This window comes from Limnohabitans sp. T6-5 (assembly GCF_003063315.1).
Lineage (GTDB): Bacteria > Pseudomonadota > Gammaproteobacteria > Burkholderiales > Burkholderiaceae_C > Limnohabitans_A.
Genome location: NZ_NERV01000006.1, coordinates 84550 through 98706, shown reverse-complemented (window position 1 = coordinate 98706; position 14157 = coordinate 84550). Strand labels below are relative to the sequence as shown.

The following is a 14157-nucleotide window of genomic DNA, read 5'->3' as shown; positions in this document are numbered from 1 at the left end:
GCGTCCATGCAAACATCATCGGGCCGGATCAATAGGTTCAGTCGTTCCCGGCGCGGGTTTGGTGAGCGCTCAGGCCAGCGGGGCGTTGCAAGTGGTCGTCGTCAAAAAAGCCTTGTTCGGTGCCGGTGTGGCAGGCGGCGCAGTTGGCGGCCGACTTGACGCTGGGCAGTGACCAGACGACCGATGAGATATTTCGGTGCTTACGCTCAAACCAAGCCGACTTCGTCAGCCGGTCTTGTGGCGGCTCTTCGGACACGCGCTTGTAAGTGCCCGCATGGGTTTGCAACCATTGACCGATTTCGGCCACCGTTTTGGCGTCCAAAGAGGCGTCGCTGCCGTAGTGCTGGTCCAGGCCCTTCATGATGCGTTGCCACGATTTGGCAGGCAGCATGCCGGGTGGGTAGGCGGTGTGGCAAGCGGCACATTCGACGGTGTAGGACGACAGAATTTTCGCGGGCATGCGGGCACCATCGGCATGTGCGGCGGACATGCCCAAGGAGCTCAGAACGATGCAGGCTATGGCCTGCAGGATCGGGCTGTGCATGGCCCGCTGTGGTGGTGTGAAAAATTGGGTCATGTGGGGGCTTTCATCATGGACGGCTGGGGTGCGTCAGGGTTTGAGGCTGACCAGGTAAGCCAGCACATCGGCTTTTTCCTGCGCACTGCATTCGCGGCTGAGCACATCCTTGCAGTTGCGTTTGAACCATTTGTCGGTCTTGGCCGTGTCAGTGAGCGAGCGGTCATTGAAGGCCGGAGCCAAAGGCGCAATGGCTTTGCTGGTGCTGGCGTGTTTGCCCTGGGCGGTGGGCGGCGTGCCGTGGCACGAAGCGCACGACCATTCACCGCCATGCCGTTGGTTGAACAGCGCCTGCCCCCGCTCGGATTTGGCCGGGGCACCGGCTTGGGCCGTCCAGTGGCTCAGCTGCTGGGCAGGGGTGGTGTCGGCCGCATGGGCCGTCAAAGCCGGCAAAGCAAACAGACCCGCCAGCGCCCAAAGGCGGCCAGCGGCGAAGGTGTTGGGGTTCATCAAGCGCATGTTTTTTCTCCGTTCAAAGGATCAAGGTGTCGATGGCTTCATTGTGTGAAGCCGCGCTTGAACCTTGTCTGAAGCGCTTGTTCATCGCCCGTTCAGCTTTGCTGCGGGACAATCGAGGGGTGAAAAAACAGCTCACCCGCCACCCCACCCGCCTTGTGGCGACTGCACGAAGGTCAAGCCGGGCATTGCCTGTGCGTTGGGCCGCTTGCAGCCTGCTGGCCGTGTTCGCCCTGGCCTGGCAGGGCGGTGCGGCCGCCAGCGACAAGGGCGACCACGAACGCGCCTTGCAGGCGGTGCAGTCGGGCCAGGTCTTGCCGCTGGCCAAAGTGCTGGCGCTGGTCGAGCGTGAACACCCCGGCCAGGTGCTGGAGGTGGCGTTGGAAAACGAAGGGCCGGGCTGGCGGTACGAGATCAAATTGCTGCAGCCCGATGGCCGCCTGACCAAGCTCAAGGTCGATGCCCGCACGGGCGAGATACTGAAGCGAAAAACACGTTGAATGAACACTTGAGAAAGCCCCATGCGCATCTTGCTGGTTGAAGACGAACCCACCTTGCGGGAACAGCTGCGCGCTGGCCTGGTCGAAGCCGGTCATGTGGTGGAGCAGGCCGACAACGGGCGCGACGCCCATTTCATGGGCGACACCGAAGATTTCGATGCTGTGGTGCTGGACCTGGGCCTGCCGCTGATGGATGGGCTGACGGTTTTGCAGCGCTGGCGCGCGCAAGGCCGCAGCATGCCGGTGCTGATCCTGACGGCGCGCGACAACTGGCATGACAAGGTCGCGGGCATTGACGCCGGGGCCGACGACTACCTGAGCAAGCCGTTTCACATGGAAGAGTTGCTGGCCCGTTTGCGCGCCCTGAACCGGCGGGCCCATGGCTTGGCCTCTGCGGTGCTGCGCCTGGGTGATGTGGCACTGGACACGCGCAGCGGGCGCGTGACTGTGCAGGGGCAAGCGGTGCCGGTGACCAGCCACGAATACAAGGTGCTGGACTACCTGATGCACCGCCCCGATGCGGTGGTCTCACGCAGTGAGCTGACGACGCACATTTATGCACAGGACTTTGAACGCGACTCCAACACCATCGAGGTGTTTGTGGGCCGACTGCGCAAGAAATTGCCCCAGTTGACGATCGAGACTGTGCGCGGTTTGGGTTACCGCTTGGTGGTGGCATGAACAGCTGGCGGCCTTGGCGGCTGGGGGGCCTTGTGGGCTCCTTGCGTTTTCGCTTGTTGGCTGCGACCTTGATCGGCTTGTCGCTGGCCATGGTGCTGGCAGGCGTGGTGCTCAACAGCTTGTTCCATGAGCATGTGATGCGCCAGTTTGAAAAAGGTCTGACCCAGCAGCTCGACCAGTTGACGGCCCGTTTGTCATTTGATGCGCAAGGCCACCCCGAGATCGATGCACAGAGCTTGTCCGACCCGCGTTGGCAGCGCCCATATTCCGGTTTGTATTGGCAGCTGGACGATATGACGGCCGCCCCGCCCCGGCCCGGCGTGTTGCGCTCACGCTCCTTGTGGGACACACGGCTGGCCTTGCCTGCCGATGTGCTGCGCGATGGCGAAGTCCACGCGCACGAGTTGACTGGCCCCGGCGACAGCCGCTTGCGCGTGCTGGAGCGCACGGTGCGCCCTGATGCTGTTGCAGGTGCCGATGTGCGCTGGCGTTTGAGCGTTGCGGCCGACCTGAACGATACGCACGAAGCGGTGGCAGGTTTTCAGCGCGTGCTGGGTTTCTCGCTCGCGGCACTGCTGGTGCTTTTGCTGGCGGCGACCTGGGCGCAAGTGGCGTTGGGCCTGCGGCCTTTGCTGGCTTTGCAGCAGGGTTTGAAAAACTTGCGAGAAGGCCGCACGCCACGGCTGGCGGGGGATGTGCCGAGCGAAGTGCAGCCACTGGTGAACGACTTCAACAGCGTGCTGGACCGCAACGACGAGGTGGTGAGCCGCGCGCGCACCCAGGCGGGCAATTTGGCCCATGCCCTGAAAACCCCACTCACGGTACTGCACCAGGCTGCGCGTAACCCGCTAGGGGCGGACTTGGCGACGCTGGTGCGTGAGCAGGTGCAACTGGCCCGGCGTCACATCGACTGGCACTTGGCCCGCTCGCGCATGGCCGCATCCACCGGCATGCCCGGTCAGCGTGTGCCGCTGGTCCCCACGCTGCAAGGCCTGGTGCGCGTGATGCAGCGCGTGCACGCAGAACGCGATCTGGCCATCACGCTGGAGGCGGCCAACGAGGGCTTGCAGTTTGCAGGCGAGGCGCAAGACCTGCAGGAGATGCTGGGCAATGTGCTGGACAACGCTTGCCAATGGGCGCACAGCGCAGTGCACATTCGGGTAAGCGACGGGGCGCCGCCGGGGCAAAGTGGTGCTCTGGCCACATGCCATGTGGCGATCGAAGACGATGGCCCCGGCATGTCGGCCGAGCAGATGCCCCGCGTCTTGCAGCGTGGCGTGCGCCTGGATGAGTCGGTACCCGGCAACGGCTTGGGCCTGGCGATCGTGCGGGAGCTGGTGGATTTGTACGGGGGGGCGCTGCAATTGCAAACCCCGACACAGGGCCGGGGTTTGCGGGTGACGCTGATCTTGCCTGTGGCTGCGGCCGACATCTCCGTTCAGAAGGACGGCCTTTGAAGACTGATCAGGGTGAGCGACGCGAAGCCTGGGCCCTGAGGCATGGCGCCGGGCACTCAGGCCAAGCTCAGTCAAATCCCCGAACCATCAACACAGGCACAGGCGCCATGCGCAGGATCTGCTCGGAGCCGCTGCCCAGCAGCAGGCGTCCAAGGCCCCGTCGGCCGTGCGTGCCGATCACGATCAGATCAGCCCCCCCCAGTCGCCTGCGGCATCAGCCACCGACCTGCGAAAAAAATGCGGCATGACGCACGAAAAAAAACCGCCCCGGGAACCCGGGGCGGTTGGGGTGTTCAGCGCTGAGACAGCAGCTTACTGGGCCATGGCTTCGATGGCGATGTCGATGCGCACGTCGTCGCCCACGTAAGGCGCATATTTGCCAGCGTTGAACTCGGTGCGCTTGATGGTGGTGAAGGCGTTGGCGCCCAAAGCTGGCTTTTTCACCATGGGGTGAGGCATGGCCTGAAAGCCTGTCACCGTCAGGGTCACGGGCTTGGTCACGCCTTTGATGGTGAGCTGGCCTTCGATGGCTTTGGGTTTGTCGCCGTCAAACACCACTTTGGTGGACTTGAATGTCGCGGTGGGGAACTTGGCGGTGTCCAGGAAGTCTTCGCCCTGGATGTGACCGTTGAAGTCAACCGAGCCGGTGTTCACCGATTTCAGGTCGATCACGATGTCCACCGAACCGGTCTTGGCTTCAGCGTCAAACACCACTTTGCCGGTGGTGTTGCTGAAGCTGCTCAGCTGGGTCGAGTAGCCGAAGTGCGAATACGAGAAACGCGGGAAGGTGTGCGAGCTGTCCACGTTGTACGTCACGGGTGCGGCCAGGGCCGAGCCAGCGGCCAAAGTCACGAAGGCCAAAGCGGCGCTGAGTTTTTTCAAAGATGTCATGGAAATGCTCCTGTGGATTGAAAAGAAAAATGTGGGCAAATGCCCGGTTTATTGGCTCAATTGAGCGGTGATGGAAAAATTGACCTGGATGTCGTTGGCCACCACATCAAACTTGGCCCACATGCCTTCGCCGATGCTGTAGTCGCCGCGTTTGAGTGTGAAGCCGCCTGTGAGCACGCCATCCTTGCCTTGGGCGGCGTGCTTCATCTGGAACTTCACTTCACGCGTCAGGCCCTTGATGCTCAATGTGCCCAGGACTTCGTACTGGTTGGGCGCGGTTTGCTTGATCTGCTTGGCCACGAAGCTGGCTTTGGGGAAGGCTGCGGCGTTGAACCAGGATTTGGTCACGACTTCGTCATCGGCCTCGCTCGATCCCGCATCCACGCTGGCCAAGTCCACTTCAAAGCTGGCCTTGGCTTGGTCCGCTTTGGCTGGATCAAAGTTCACTTTCGCAGCGAACCTCTTGAAGCGCCCGTCCATGGCCACGCCCATTTGCTTGTAGCTGAACGTCACGCTGCTTTTGGCAGGCACGATGGACTGATACGGGGCGGCATCGGCTTGCATGGCCACGGCCAATGCAGACAGTGCGACGAATTTTTTCAAAACGGTGTTCATGGGTTTCCTTGAATCTGAGGGGGATCAACGCGATGGCAGCATACGGCGCAGCGTGTCGTCTTTGTGAAAGACATGGTGATACAAGGCCGCTACGGCATGGCCTGCGATCAGCAGCAGCAAGCCGATGTTCAGGGCTTCGTGCAGCTCGGCCAGGCTTTTGCCCAGTGCCTTGTCTTTGCCGATCAGGTCAGGAATCGGCAGCACACCAAACCAGACGGTCTGCACGCCCTTGGCCGAACTCATCAACCAGCCGCTCAAGGGGATGGCGATCATCAGCGCGTACAGCAAGAAGTGACCTGCGTGGGCCGCCCACTGCATGTGCGCAGGCATGCTGTCGAGCAAGGCCGGTGGGCGGTGCGTGATGCGCCAGACCAGTCGCAGCCAAACCAGCATGAAGACGGTCACCCCGGCCCATTTGTGCCAAGAATAGTACTGCAGCTTTTGCGGCGACAAGGGCAGATCGGCCATGTAAAAACCCAGCGCCAGCAGGCCAAAGATCATCAGGGCCATCAGCCAGTGCAGGCTTTTGGCGGTGCGGGTGTAGTTCGCGGTGTGGTGGGTTTTCATGGGGGTGTTCTGTGGGAAAGGGTTCAATGAAATGTGTAGCCGTCCATGGCAATCACATGGTCACTGATACCTCTGAAAAAAGCTTCTGGTTGTGCATCCACCCCCGCAGCGCCCAAGGCGGTAAACAAGGGCAACAGGTGTTCGTCGCTGGGGTGGGCGCGCTGGCCTGCGGCTTGCTGACGATAAGCCAGCAGGCCCGACACATCGCGCTGCACCATGTGGGTGTGAATCCAGTCGGCAAACTCGGGCACATACGCGGGAGTCGCACCACCTTGCATGCTGACCACCATGAAATCACGCAGATTGTGCGTGACGTTGCCCGAGGCCACGATCAGGATGTTTTGCGCAGTCAGCGGCGCCAGTGCCTGGCCCACGCGCAAGGCGTGTTCGGGCCCCAGGTGGCTTTGCACCGACAGCGGCACCACGGGGATGTCGGCATCGGGAAACATCTGGCGCAGCGGAATCCAGGCGCCATGGTCCAGGCCGCGCTGGGCGTCTTGCACCGCAGGCAAACCGGCCCCTTGCAAGGCCGACACCACTTGCGCGGCGGCTTCGGGGCAACCGGTGGCGGGGTATTGCATCTGGTACAGGCGCGGGTCAAAGCCGCCAAAGTCGTGAATGGTCTCTGGCCGTGTGGCAAAGCCCACGGTGGGCACGGCGGTTTCCCAGTGCGGGCTGACCACCACGATGGCGCGGGGCGTGCCCAACTGCGGCACGAGCTGGCTCATGGCCGCGCCCGCCGCGCCGGGGCGCAGGGCAAACATGGGTGAACCGTGGGGCACAAACAGGACTGAGCGGAGGGTAGACATGGTGTGATCGCTTTCGATGGGTGAACTTTAGAGGCTTTACCAGACAAGAAAAAGTAGCAGCCCAGCAAATAGTTGTTGCAAAATCAGCAACAATGGACAAACTCGATGCAATGCAAACCTTTGTGCGCGTGGCCGAAGCGGGCAGCTTCACCGCCGTGGCCGACCAGTTGCAGGTGGCCCGCTCGGTCATCACCCGGCAAATCGCCGCGCTGGAAAAGCTGCTGCGCGTCAAGCTCATCACGCGCAGCACCCGCAGCCTGACGCTGACCGCCGCAGGCGCGGCCTATCTTGAAAAGTGCCGTGTCATCCTGAACATGGTGGACGCCGCCGAGTCGAGTCTGGACGAGGAAAAGGTCGTGCCGCGTGGGCGCATCCGCCTGGGTTTGCCCATCAGCTTTGGCTTGCAGCGGCTCATGCCCGCCTTGCTCGAGTTTGCGCAGGCCCAGCCCCACATCGAGCTGATGATGGACTTTTCGGATCAGCGGGCCAACCTGATCGAAGAAGGCATCGACTTGTCCATCCGCATCACGTCTGCCCTGCAGCCGGGCGACATCGTGCGCCAGTTGGGGCAGTGCCGCTTGCTCACCCTGGCCTCACCCGCGTATTTGTCGGAACACAGCGAACCCACTCACCCCGATCAGTTGCGGCACCACGAGTGCCTGGTGTATGCCATGCAGATGAATGCCGCCACTTGGGATTACCAGGTGGCGGGCCAGGTGCAGCCCTTCAGCGTGCGTGGTCGCATTCGGGCCAACAATGGCCTGGCCCTGACGCAGGCCGCAGCGCGCGGCTTGGGCATCACGCGCCAGCCCGATTTCATTGCGCAAGCTTTTCTGGCCAGCCAGCAAGTGGTCGAAATTCTCTCGCCGTTTGAGCCCCAACCTCTGGGCATTTATGCGGTGCTGCCCAGCAACCGTTACATACCGCACCGGGTGAATGTGCTGATCGAGCACCTGGCCCAGGCCCTGCGGCCAGCCTGAACGCGCCACGCCCAGGCAGGAAAACCCTGCACAGCGGGCGGGCTGTCCCGAAGTGGACGATGGCGTCTGAAAATCACGCCACAATCGGCGCTCGGTGACGGCCCCCATTCACACAGGAATTTCTCATGACCTACCCCAACACCCAGCTTTTCATCAACGGCCAATGGTGCGATGCCGAAGGCGGCCGAACCATGCCGGTTTTCAACCCCGCCACAGGCACCGAAATCGGTCGACTGGCCCACGCGGGCGTACCCGATCTGGAGCGTGCGGCACAAGCAGCGCAAAAAGGCTTTGAGTTGTGGCGCGATGTGCCCGCCAATGAGCGCTGCGCCATCATGCGCAAAGCGGCTGCCCTGATGCGCGAACGCGCCCCAGCCATTGCCCAGCTGCTCACACAAGAGCAAGGCAAGCCCCTGGCCGAAGCCAAGATTGAGGCCCTGTCTGCCGCAGACATCATCGAGTGGTTTGCCGAAGAAGGCCGCCGCGTGTATGGCCGCATCGTGCCGCCACGCAACATCAACGTGCAGCAAAACGTGCTCAAGCAACCTGTCGGCCCGGTGGCAGCGTTCACGCCCTGGAACTTCCCGATCAACCAAGCGGTGCGCAAAATGTCAGCCGCCCTGGCCACGGGCTGCTCCATCATCGTCAAGGCGCCAGAAGAAACACCGGCATCACCGGCCGAGTTGATCCGCGCTTTCCATGACGCAGGCGTGCCCGCTGGCGTGATTGGCCTGGTGTTCGGCACCCCGGCTGACATCTCGAGCTACCTGATCGCGCACCCAATCATCCGCAAAATCACCTTCACCGGCTCCACCCCCGTGGGCAAGCAATTGGCGGCCATGGCGGGGCAGCACATGAAGCGCGTGACCATGGAGCTGGGCGGTCATGCGCCAGTCATCGTGGCCGAAGACGGCGACCTGGAGCTGGCCGTGAAAGCCGCTGGCGCTGCCAAATTTCGCAACGCAGGCCAGGTCTGCATCTCACCCACACGCTTTTTGGTGCACCACAAAATTGCCGACGAATTCGCCAAAGTGTTTGCCGCGCATGCCGCCTCGCTGCAGGTGGGCGATGGCCTGGCCCAAGGCACAAACATGGGTCCCCTGGCCAACGACCGCCGCTTGGCAGCCATGCAAGCCATCACCCAGGATGCCGTGGCCAAGGGCGCCAAAGTGCTCACCGGTGGCGAGCGCATCGGCACCCAAGGCCATTTCTTTGCTCCCACGGTCTTGTCGCATGTGCCGCTGGATGCTGACGTGGTCAACAACGAGCCCTTTGGCCCCATCGCCGCGATCCGCTCATTTGAAAAGATCGAAGACGCGATTGCCGAAGCCAACCGCCTGCCCTTTGGCTTGGCAGGCTATGCCTTCACCCAATCCATCAAGACCACACACTTGCTGAGCCAACGCCTGGAAGTGGGCATGCTGTGGGTCAACCAGCCAGCAGCGCCTTGGCCAGAAATGCCCTTTGGCGGCATCAAGGACTCCGGCTATGGCTCCGAAGGCGGCCCCGAGGCGCTGGAGGCTTACCTCAACACCAAATCCGTGGCGATCTTCAACGGCTGATCCAGGACATTGCCCACCATCGCCGCGACTGCCCGTGGTGGCTCATTGGCAACGTCGGACTCTTCGAGTACCGACCTACAAAGACCCGCGTCCTTTGTAGGTCGGCGGTCGCAGACCCCGACAGACGCTGGCACAGCGTCCATGCCCGAATGCGCTCTGTGGGTAAAACTGGCAAATGTCGGACTCTTCGAGTACCGACCTACAAAGACCCGTGTCCTTTGTAGGTCGGCGGTCGCAGACCCTGACAGATGCTGGCACAGCATCCATGCCCGAATGAGCTCGGTGGGTAAAACTGGCAAATGTCGGACTCTTCGAGTACCGACCTACAAAGACCCGGCTCCTTTGTAGGTCGGCGGTCGCAGACCCCGACAGACGCGGGCACAGCGTCCATGCCTGAATGGGCTCTGTGGGTAAAACTGGCAAATGTCGGACTCTTCGAGTACCGACCTACAAAGACCCGTGTCCTTTGTAGGTCGGCGGTCGCAGACCCCGACAGATGCTGGCACAGCATCCATGCCCGAATGAGCTCGGTGGGTAAAACTGGCAAATGTCGGACTCTTTGAGTACCGACCTACGAGGACCGTGCCTTTTGTAGGTCGGCGGTCGCAGACCCCGACAGATGCTGGCACAGCATCCATGCCCGAATGCGCTCGGTGGGTAAAACTGGCAAATGTCGGACTCTTCGAGTACCGACCTACAAAGGAGCCGTGCCTTTTGTAGGTCGGCGGTCGCAGACCCCGACAGACGCGGGCACAGCGTCCATGCCTGAATGGTCTGTGTGGGTAAAACTGGCAAATGTCGGACTCTTCGAGTACCGACCTACAAAGGAGCCGTGCCTTTTGTAGGTCGGCGGTCGCAGACCCCGACAGATGCTGGCACAGCGTCCATGCCCGAATGAGCTCGGTGGGTAAAACTGGCAAATGTCGGACTCTTCGAGTACCGACCTACAAAGACCCGTGTCCTTTGTAGGTCGGCGGTCGCAGATCCCGACAGACGCGGGCACAGCGTCCATGCCTGAATGCGCTCTGTGGGTAAAACTGGCAAATGTCGGACTCTTCGAGTACCGACCTACGAGGACCGTGCCTTTGGTAGGTCGGCGGTCGCAGACCCCGACAGACGCTGGCACAGCATCCATGCCTGAATGGGCTCTGTGGGTAAAACTGGCAAATGTCGGACTCTTCGAGTACCGACCTACGAGGACCTGTGCCGCTTGTAGGTCGGCGGTCGCAGACTCCGACAGACGCTGGCACAGTATCCATGCCTGAATGGGCTCGGTGGGTAAAACTGGCAAATGTCGGACTCTTCGAGTACCGACCTACGAGGACCGTGCCTTTGGTAGGTCGGCGGTCGCAGACCCCGACAGACGCGGGTGGCCTGAAGGGGCGTGACTCAGGCCAGCGCGGGCAGGGTGAGGTGAACTTCGGCGCCGCCTTGCGAGGCGTTGCCGATCGTCAAGCTGCCGCCATGGTGTGTGGCGATGGATTTGGAAATCGACAGGCCCACGCCGAGCCCATCGGATTTGGTGCTGAAAAACGCCGTGCTCACTTGAGACAACACTTCGGGCGTCAAACCCATGCCGTTGTCGGCCACCGTCAGATGTGCCCGATCAGCCTCGCGCCAGATGCGGATGTCGATGTGGCGATAGGCCTGGCCTTGTGTGGCCTGAACAGCGTTGCGGCAGATGTTCATCAAAATTTGAGACAACTGAACCGGATCACCCATTACAAAAACGGCCGGGGTCGGCAGATGCATGCTGACATCGACCGCTTCTTTCTGAATCCAGTCATTGAGCAAATCCATGACGTCTTTCACCACCCGATTCAAACTGACGCGCTCGAATTGGCTCTCTTTGGACTGGATGAACTGCCGGATGCGGTTGAGGATATCGACTGCTTTTTGGGTGTTGCGCTGAACGTCATGCAAGTACTTGCTCACAGAGGTGGCACCTGTATTTTCTGCCTCCAGATGAGCGCGTTCCGTGATGAGGTAAATGTTGGTCAGGGGCTGGCTAAGCTCATGGGCCAATGAAGCGGCGATTTCACCCACGCTACGGCGTCGATCCAGCTGGGCGATCTGATGGCTCAAGCGTGCACTTTCTTCGTTGCGGGCCTGGACCAGCGCCATTTGCCCGGCTTGGCGCGTCAGCCGTTCCAGAAAGATGCCCATGAACCCGATGTTGCCCACAATGGCACTCATCACACCCACAAAGACCAGCAGCATGGTCAGAACGTCATCGTTGAGTGCACCCGCGCGTGAACCGTCCAAAACCACCACCACCGAGCGCAGGCTCAAGACAAGACCCAAGGCCAGATAGACCGATGCCAGCCAGCGCGCACTGGGGCTGTTGTCTTGTCGGCCGATGGCAAAACCCAGCCAGGCCAGGCGCAGCACCAGTGCCGCCGTGATGCCCGAGCCCCAGATGTAGCGAAGCTGTTCGTTGTGCAACACGCTGTGACAGTATTCATAACCCAGCGCAAAAAGCACCGAGCCCACCAACAACCAGCCCAAACGCAAAGGTTTGTGCAACGCATGTCGCAAGGCAACCACACGCAAGGCAACGCCCAGAAAAAGACAGGTATTGGCCCCCACATGCGTTGCCCAGTCAGGCAAATGGGTGCGAGAACCCAATAAGACCAGACTGGTGCCGAAGATCACACCCCCTGCACACCACAAATGGACGGTGGTCGAGCGTTGCTTGCTCAGCAACAACCAGACCCCCAGGGGCATCAGCAGATACAAAAGGCCCGCAATGAAATAAGCCGTTGGGAGGTGAAACGATGTCAAGTGAACGCACCCCCAGCCGGTTTGACCGATGACCATGGAGCCCATCCAGCGCCCTGGGCCTCAAGCCAGGCAAGGCGCCCAACCCGGGCCGCTTGAGTCGATCTCTCGCCTCTCATCGGACGGCCACAAAACTGCCCGACTTACCCCCATGCTTTTCCAGCAGAGTGACGCCGTTGATGGTCATGCCCCGATCGACGGCTTTGCACATGTCATAAATCGTCAGCAAGGCCACTTGCACTGCCGTCAAAGCCTCCATTTCCACGCCCGTCTGGCCCACCGTTTCTGCTGTGGCGCTACAAACCACGGCATTTTGTGCAGGCAGAACTTCAAATTCGACGGCCACGCGCGTCAGGCCAATCGGGTGGCACAGAGGGATCAGATCGCTGGTTTTTTTGGCCCCTTGAATGCCGGCGATGCGTGCAATGCCCAACACATCGCCTTTTTTGGCCGTGCCCGATTCGATCAGTGCCAAGGTGGCAGGCTGCATCTCGATGCGCCCCGTGGCCACGGCCACGCGCCGTGTGGCCGTTTTGGCGCCGACGTCCACCATGTGGGCTTGGCCTTGGGCATCGAAATGGGTCAAGACATCAGAGGTCTGGGTCATGGCAAGGGTGCTCAGATTTGTTTACAAATGATTCACGAGAATGGCGCATCATACGGCCATTGAATGGACCCCTTTCTGCTGTGAAACACAAATTACGTCACTCGCCATTGGTGCTGTCTTTGCTGGCTGCGGCCCTTTGTTTGCAGCCCGCTTGGCCACAGGCCCTGCCCACGCTGGGGCACGGCGAAAGCATCTCTTTGGGGGCTGAACGCCAACTGGGCGACCGCATTGCGCGCGAACTTTACCGCGACCCGGATTATCTGGAAGACCCTGTTCTGGATGAATACATTCAGCGTCTGTGGGCCCCCTTGGTCAAGGCCGCTGCTGCACGGGGCGAGCTGTCCCCCGAACTGCAAGAGCGTTTTGCCTGGCGCATTTTGTTGGGCCGTGACCGCTCAGTGAATGCGTTTGCACTGCCCGGCGGTTATCTGGGGGTGCATCTGGGGTTGATCGCCATCGTGACCTCGAACGACGAGTTGGCATCGGTGCTGGCGCACGAGCTGAGCCACGTCACTCAGCGCCATATCGCTCGATCGATGGACGATCAGACCAAAATGACCCCCTGGCTGATTGGCTCCATGATTTTGGGCGTACTGGCAGCCAGCAAAAGCGCCCAGGGCGCGCAAGCCTTGATCGTGGGTGGGCAAGCGGCGGCGGTGCAGTCGCAACTGAGTTATTCACGCGACATGGAGCGCGAAGCCGACCGCGTCGGCTATGGCGTCTTGAGTGATGCCGGTTATGACCCCAAAGGCTTTGTCAGCATGTTCGCCAAGCTGCAACAGGCCGCAGGTGTGAATGACAACGGGGCTTATCCTTACCTGCGCAGCCACCCTTTGACCACCGAGCGCATAGCCGACATGCAGGCGCGACAGCAACTGAGCGCCACAATGCCTGTCGTGGCGCAGGACATGACACAAAGCATGTTGGCTGCCAGAGCGCGTGTGCTGTCACAAAACACGGTCGATGCCCTGAAAGCCTGGACACAAGACAGCAAAATCAATTCACCACAGGCCTCTGCAGCGCAGCAAGTCGGTGCCTTGTATGCGGCCACATTGGCACACATGCAACTGCGCGATGCTGCATCGGCTGACCGCAGTTTGCAAACACTGGACAATCGGGTTCAAGCGACGGGACCCGCGTCTGCCCAACGACTTGTGCGTTTGCTCAAGGCCGAAATCGCGGCCAAACAGGAACGTTTTGATGCGGCCTTGAGTCTTTTGGCGCCAGCGTCACCGGACACCCCTCTGGCTCGGCCGGAGCTGATCGCGACCGCACAGGCCTTGGTGCGCTTGCCCACTCAGCCCTTGCGCACGGCGGTCATTGCGGCGTTGCGGGAACTCGTCTTACAAGCCCCCCAGGATGCGCAGGCTTGGAACACCCTGTCCAGCTTGCTGGCCGCCCAGGGCATGACATTGGCATCGCTGCGCGCCGAAGGCGAGGCCCAGATGGCGCGCATGGACTGGACCGGCGCCAAGGACCGTTTTCGCGCCGCACAAGACTGGGCCAGAAGCAACCGACTGCAAGCAGGCGACAACATCGAAGCCTCCATCATTGACACCCGTCTGCGTCAGGCCCAGTCACTGGTGCGCGAGATGCAGACAGAACGCTGAGCGGTCCATCGACGGTGCAGGTCGGCATTCCGAGAATCCGACATGCGCTGATTGCAGCTGTCCC

Annotated in this window: 14 protein-coding genes and 1 pseudogene; 6 read left to right on the top strand and 9 right to left on the bottom strand. The window is 61.2% G+C overall.

Features of this window, described 5'->3' with window-relative positions:
- Positions 1-37 precede the first annotated feature (37 nt).
- Both B9Z51_RS18100 and B9Z51_RS18095 read right to left on the bottom strand, forming a co-directional pair.
- Positions 38-544, bottom strand: coding sequence for a diheme cytochrome c (locus B9Z51_RS18100; RefSeq protein ID WP_108376573.1), 507 nt, complete (start codon positions 542-544; stop codon positions 38-40).
- A 66-nt stretch (positions 545-610) separates the two neighbouring features.
- Positions 611-1027 (bottom strand): DUF1924 domain-containing protein, encoded by a 417-nt coding sequence (locus B9Z51_RS18095; RefSeq protein ID WP_108376572.1) that lies wholly within the window; start codon positions 1025-1027, stop codon positions 611-613.
- 128 nt (positions 1028-1155) lie between these two features.
- Here B9Z51_RS18095 and B9Z51_RS18090 point away from each other — a divergent pair, with 128 nt between their 5' ends.
- Genes B9Z51_RS18090 through B9Z51_RS18080 form a run of 3 tightly spaced genes read left to right on the top strand, consistent with a single transcriptional unit; the run spans position 1156 to position 3671 of the window.
- Positions 1156-1533, top strand: a complete 378-nt coding sequence (locus B9Z51_RS18090; RefSeq protein WP_233255049.1) for a PepSY domain-containing protein — start codon at positions 1156-1158, stop codon at positions 1531-1533.
- A 21-nt stretch (positions 1534-1554) separates the two neighbouring features.
- Entirely contained in the window at positions 1555-2214 is a 660-nt protein-coding gene (locus B9Z51_RS18085) for a response regulator transcription factor (protein ID WP_108376562.1), read from the top strand.
- Complete coding sequence (locus tag B9Z51_RS18080; RefSeq protein ID WP_108376561.1) at positions 2211-3671, top strand: sensor histidine kinase; 1461 nt, start codon at positions 2211-2213, stop codon at positions 3669-3671. Before B9Z51_RS18085 ends, B9Z51_RS18080 begins: the two co-directional genes overlap by 4 nt.
- A gap of 67 nt (positions 3672-3738) precedes the next feature.
- Here the strand turns inward: B9Z51_RS18080 and B9Z51_RS18075 are convergent.
- The 5 genes and pseudogenes from B9Z51_RS18075 to B9Z51_RS18055 form a co-directional block, all read right to left on the bottom strand.
- Positions 3739-3867: pseudogene (locus B9Z51_RS18075) on the bottom strand (universal stress protein); the annotation flags it as partial.
- A gap of 116 nt (positions 3868-3983) precedes the next feature.
- Positions 3984-4553 carry a YceI family protein gene (locus B9Z51_RS18070; RefSeq protein ID WP_199227589.1) on the bottom strand — a complete coding sequence of 190 codons (570 nt, stop codon included), beginning with the start codon at positions 4551-4553 and terminating at the stop codon, positions 3984-3986.
- A 57-nt stretch (positions 4554-4610) separates the two neighbouring features.
- Positions 4611-5177, bottom strand: coding sequence for a YceI family protein (locus tag B9Z51_RS18065; protein WP_108376559.1), 567 nt, complete (start codon positions 5175-5177; stop codon positions 4611-4613).
- A gap of 24 nt (positions 5178-5201) precedes the next feature.
- Positions 5202-5744, bottom strand: coding sequence for a cytochrome b (locus B9Z51_RS18060; protein ID WP_108376558.1), 543 nt, complete (start codon positions 5742-5744; stop codon positions 5202-5204).
- Positions 5745-5767: 23 nt separating this feature from the next.
- The gene (locus B9Z51_RS18055; protein WP_108376557.1) at positions 5768-6553 is read right to left on the bottom strand and encodes a class III extradiol ring-cleavage dioxygenase; all 786 of its coding nucleotides are present in this window, start codon (positions 6551-6553) and stop codon (positions 5768-5770) included.
- Between the two features lie 92 nt (positions 6554-6645).
- On the opposite strand from B9Z51_RS18055, the gene B9Z51_RS18050 reads away from it, so the two are divergent.
- Entirely contained in the window at positions 6646-7533 is an 888-nt protein-coding gene (locus tag B9Z51_RS18050; RefSeq protein WP_108376556.1) for a LysR family transcriptional regulator, read from the top strand.
- A 125-nt stretch (positions 7534-7658) separates the two neighbouring features.
- The gene (locus B9Z51_RS18045; protein ID WP_108376555.1) at positions 7659-9095 is read left to right on the top strand and encodes an NAD-dependent succinate-semialdehyde dehydrogenase; all 1437 of its coding nucleotides are present in this window, start codon (positions 7659-7661) and stop codon (positions 9093-9095) included.
- A 1389-nt stretch (positions 9096-10484) separates the two neighbouring features.
- On the opposite strand, the gene B9Z51_RS18040 is transcribed toward B9Z51_RS18045, so the two are convergent.
- Positions 10485-11879 (bottom strand): sensor histidine kinase, encoded by a 1395-nt coding sequence (locus B9Z51_RS18040; RefSeq protein ID WP_158272923.1) that lies wholly within the window; start codon positions 11877-11879, stop codon positions 10485-10487.
- 112 nt (positions 11880-11991) lie between these two features.
- Positions 11992-12483: a cyclic pyranopterin monophosphate synthase MoaC gene (moaC, locus tag B9Z51_RS18035; protein ID WP_108376553.1), complete on the bottom strand. Its 492-nt coding sequence runs from the start codon at positions 12481-12483 to the stop codon at positions 11992-11994.
- A gap of 80 nt (positions 12484-12563) precedes the next feature.
- Here moaC and B9Z51_RS18030 point away from each other — a divergent pair, with 80 nt between their 5' ends.
- Positions 12564-14093, top strand: a complete 1530-nt coding sequence (locus B9Z51_RS18030; RefSeq protein WP_233255048.1) for a M48 family metalloprotease — start codon at positions 12564-12566, stop codon at positions 14091-14093.
- Positions 14094-14157: the final 64 nt, after the last annotated feature.

Bases quoted from the DNA above. Each gene is read 5' to 3' on its own strand.
- B9Z51_RS18050 (WP_108376556.1), top strand. From the start codon at position 6,646: ATGGACAAACTCGATGCAATGCAAACCTTTGTGCGCGTGGCCGAAGCG.
- B9Z51_RS18095 (WP_108376572.1), bottom strand. From the start codon at position 1,027: ATGAACCCCAACACCTTCGCCGCTGGCCGCCTTTGGGCGCTGGCGGGT.
- B9Z51_RS18060 (WP_108376558.1), bottom strand. From the start codon at position 5,744: ATGAAAACCCACCACACCGCGAACTACACCCGCACCGCCAAAAGCCTG.
- B9Z51_RS18080 (WP_108376561.1), top strand. From the start codon at position 2,211: ATGAACAGCTGGCGGCCTTGGCGGCTGGGGGGCCTTGTGGGCTCCTTG.
- B9Z51_RS18065 (WP_108376559.1), bottom strand. From the start codon at position 5,177: ATGAACACCGTTTTGAAAAAATTCGTCGCACTGTCTGCATTGGCCGTG.
- B9Z51_RS18055 (WP_108376557.1), bottom strand. From the start codon at position 6,553: ATGTCTACCCTCCGCTCAGTCCTGTTTGTGCCCCACGGTTCACCCATG.
- B9Z51_RS18085 (WP_108376562.1), top strand. From the start codon at position 1,555: ATGCGCATCTTGCTGGTTGAAGACGAACCCACCTTGCGGGAACAGCTG.
- B9Z51_RS18100 (WP_108376573.1), bottom strand. From the start codon at position 544: ATGCACAGCCCGATCCTGCAGGCCATAGCCTGCATCGTTCTGAGCTCC.
- B9Z51_RS18045 (WP_108376555.1), top strand. From the start codon at position 7,659: ATGACCTACCCCAACACCCAGCTTTTCATCAACGGCCAATGGTGCGAT.
- moaC (WP_108376553.1), bottom strand. From the start codon at position 12,483: ATGACCCAGACCTCTGATGTCTTGACCCATTTCGATGCCCAAGGCCAA.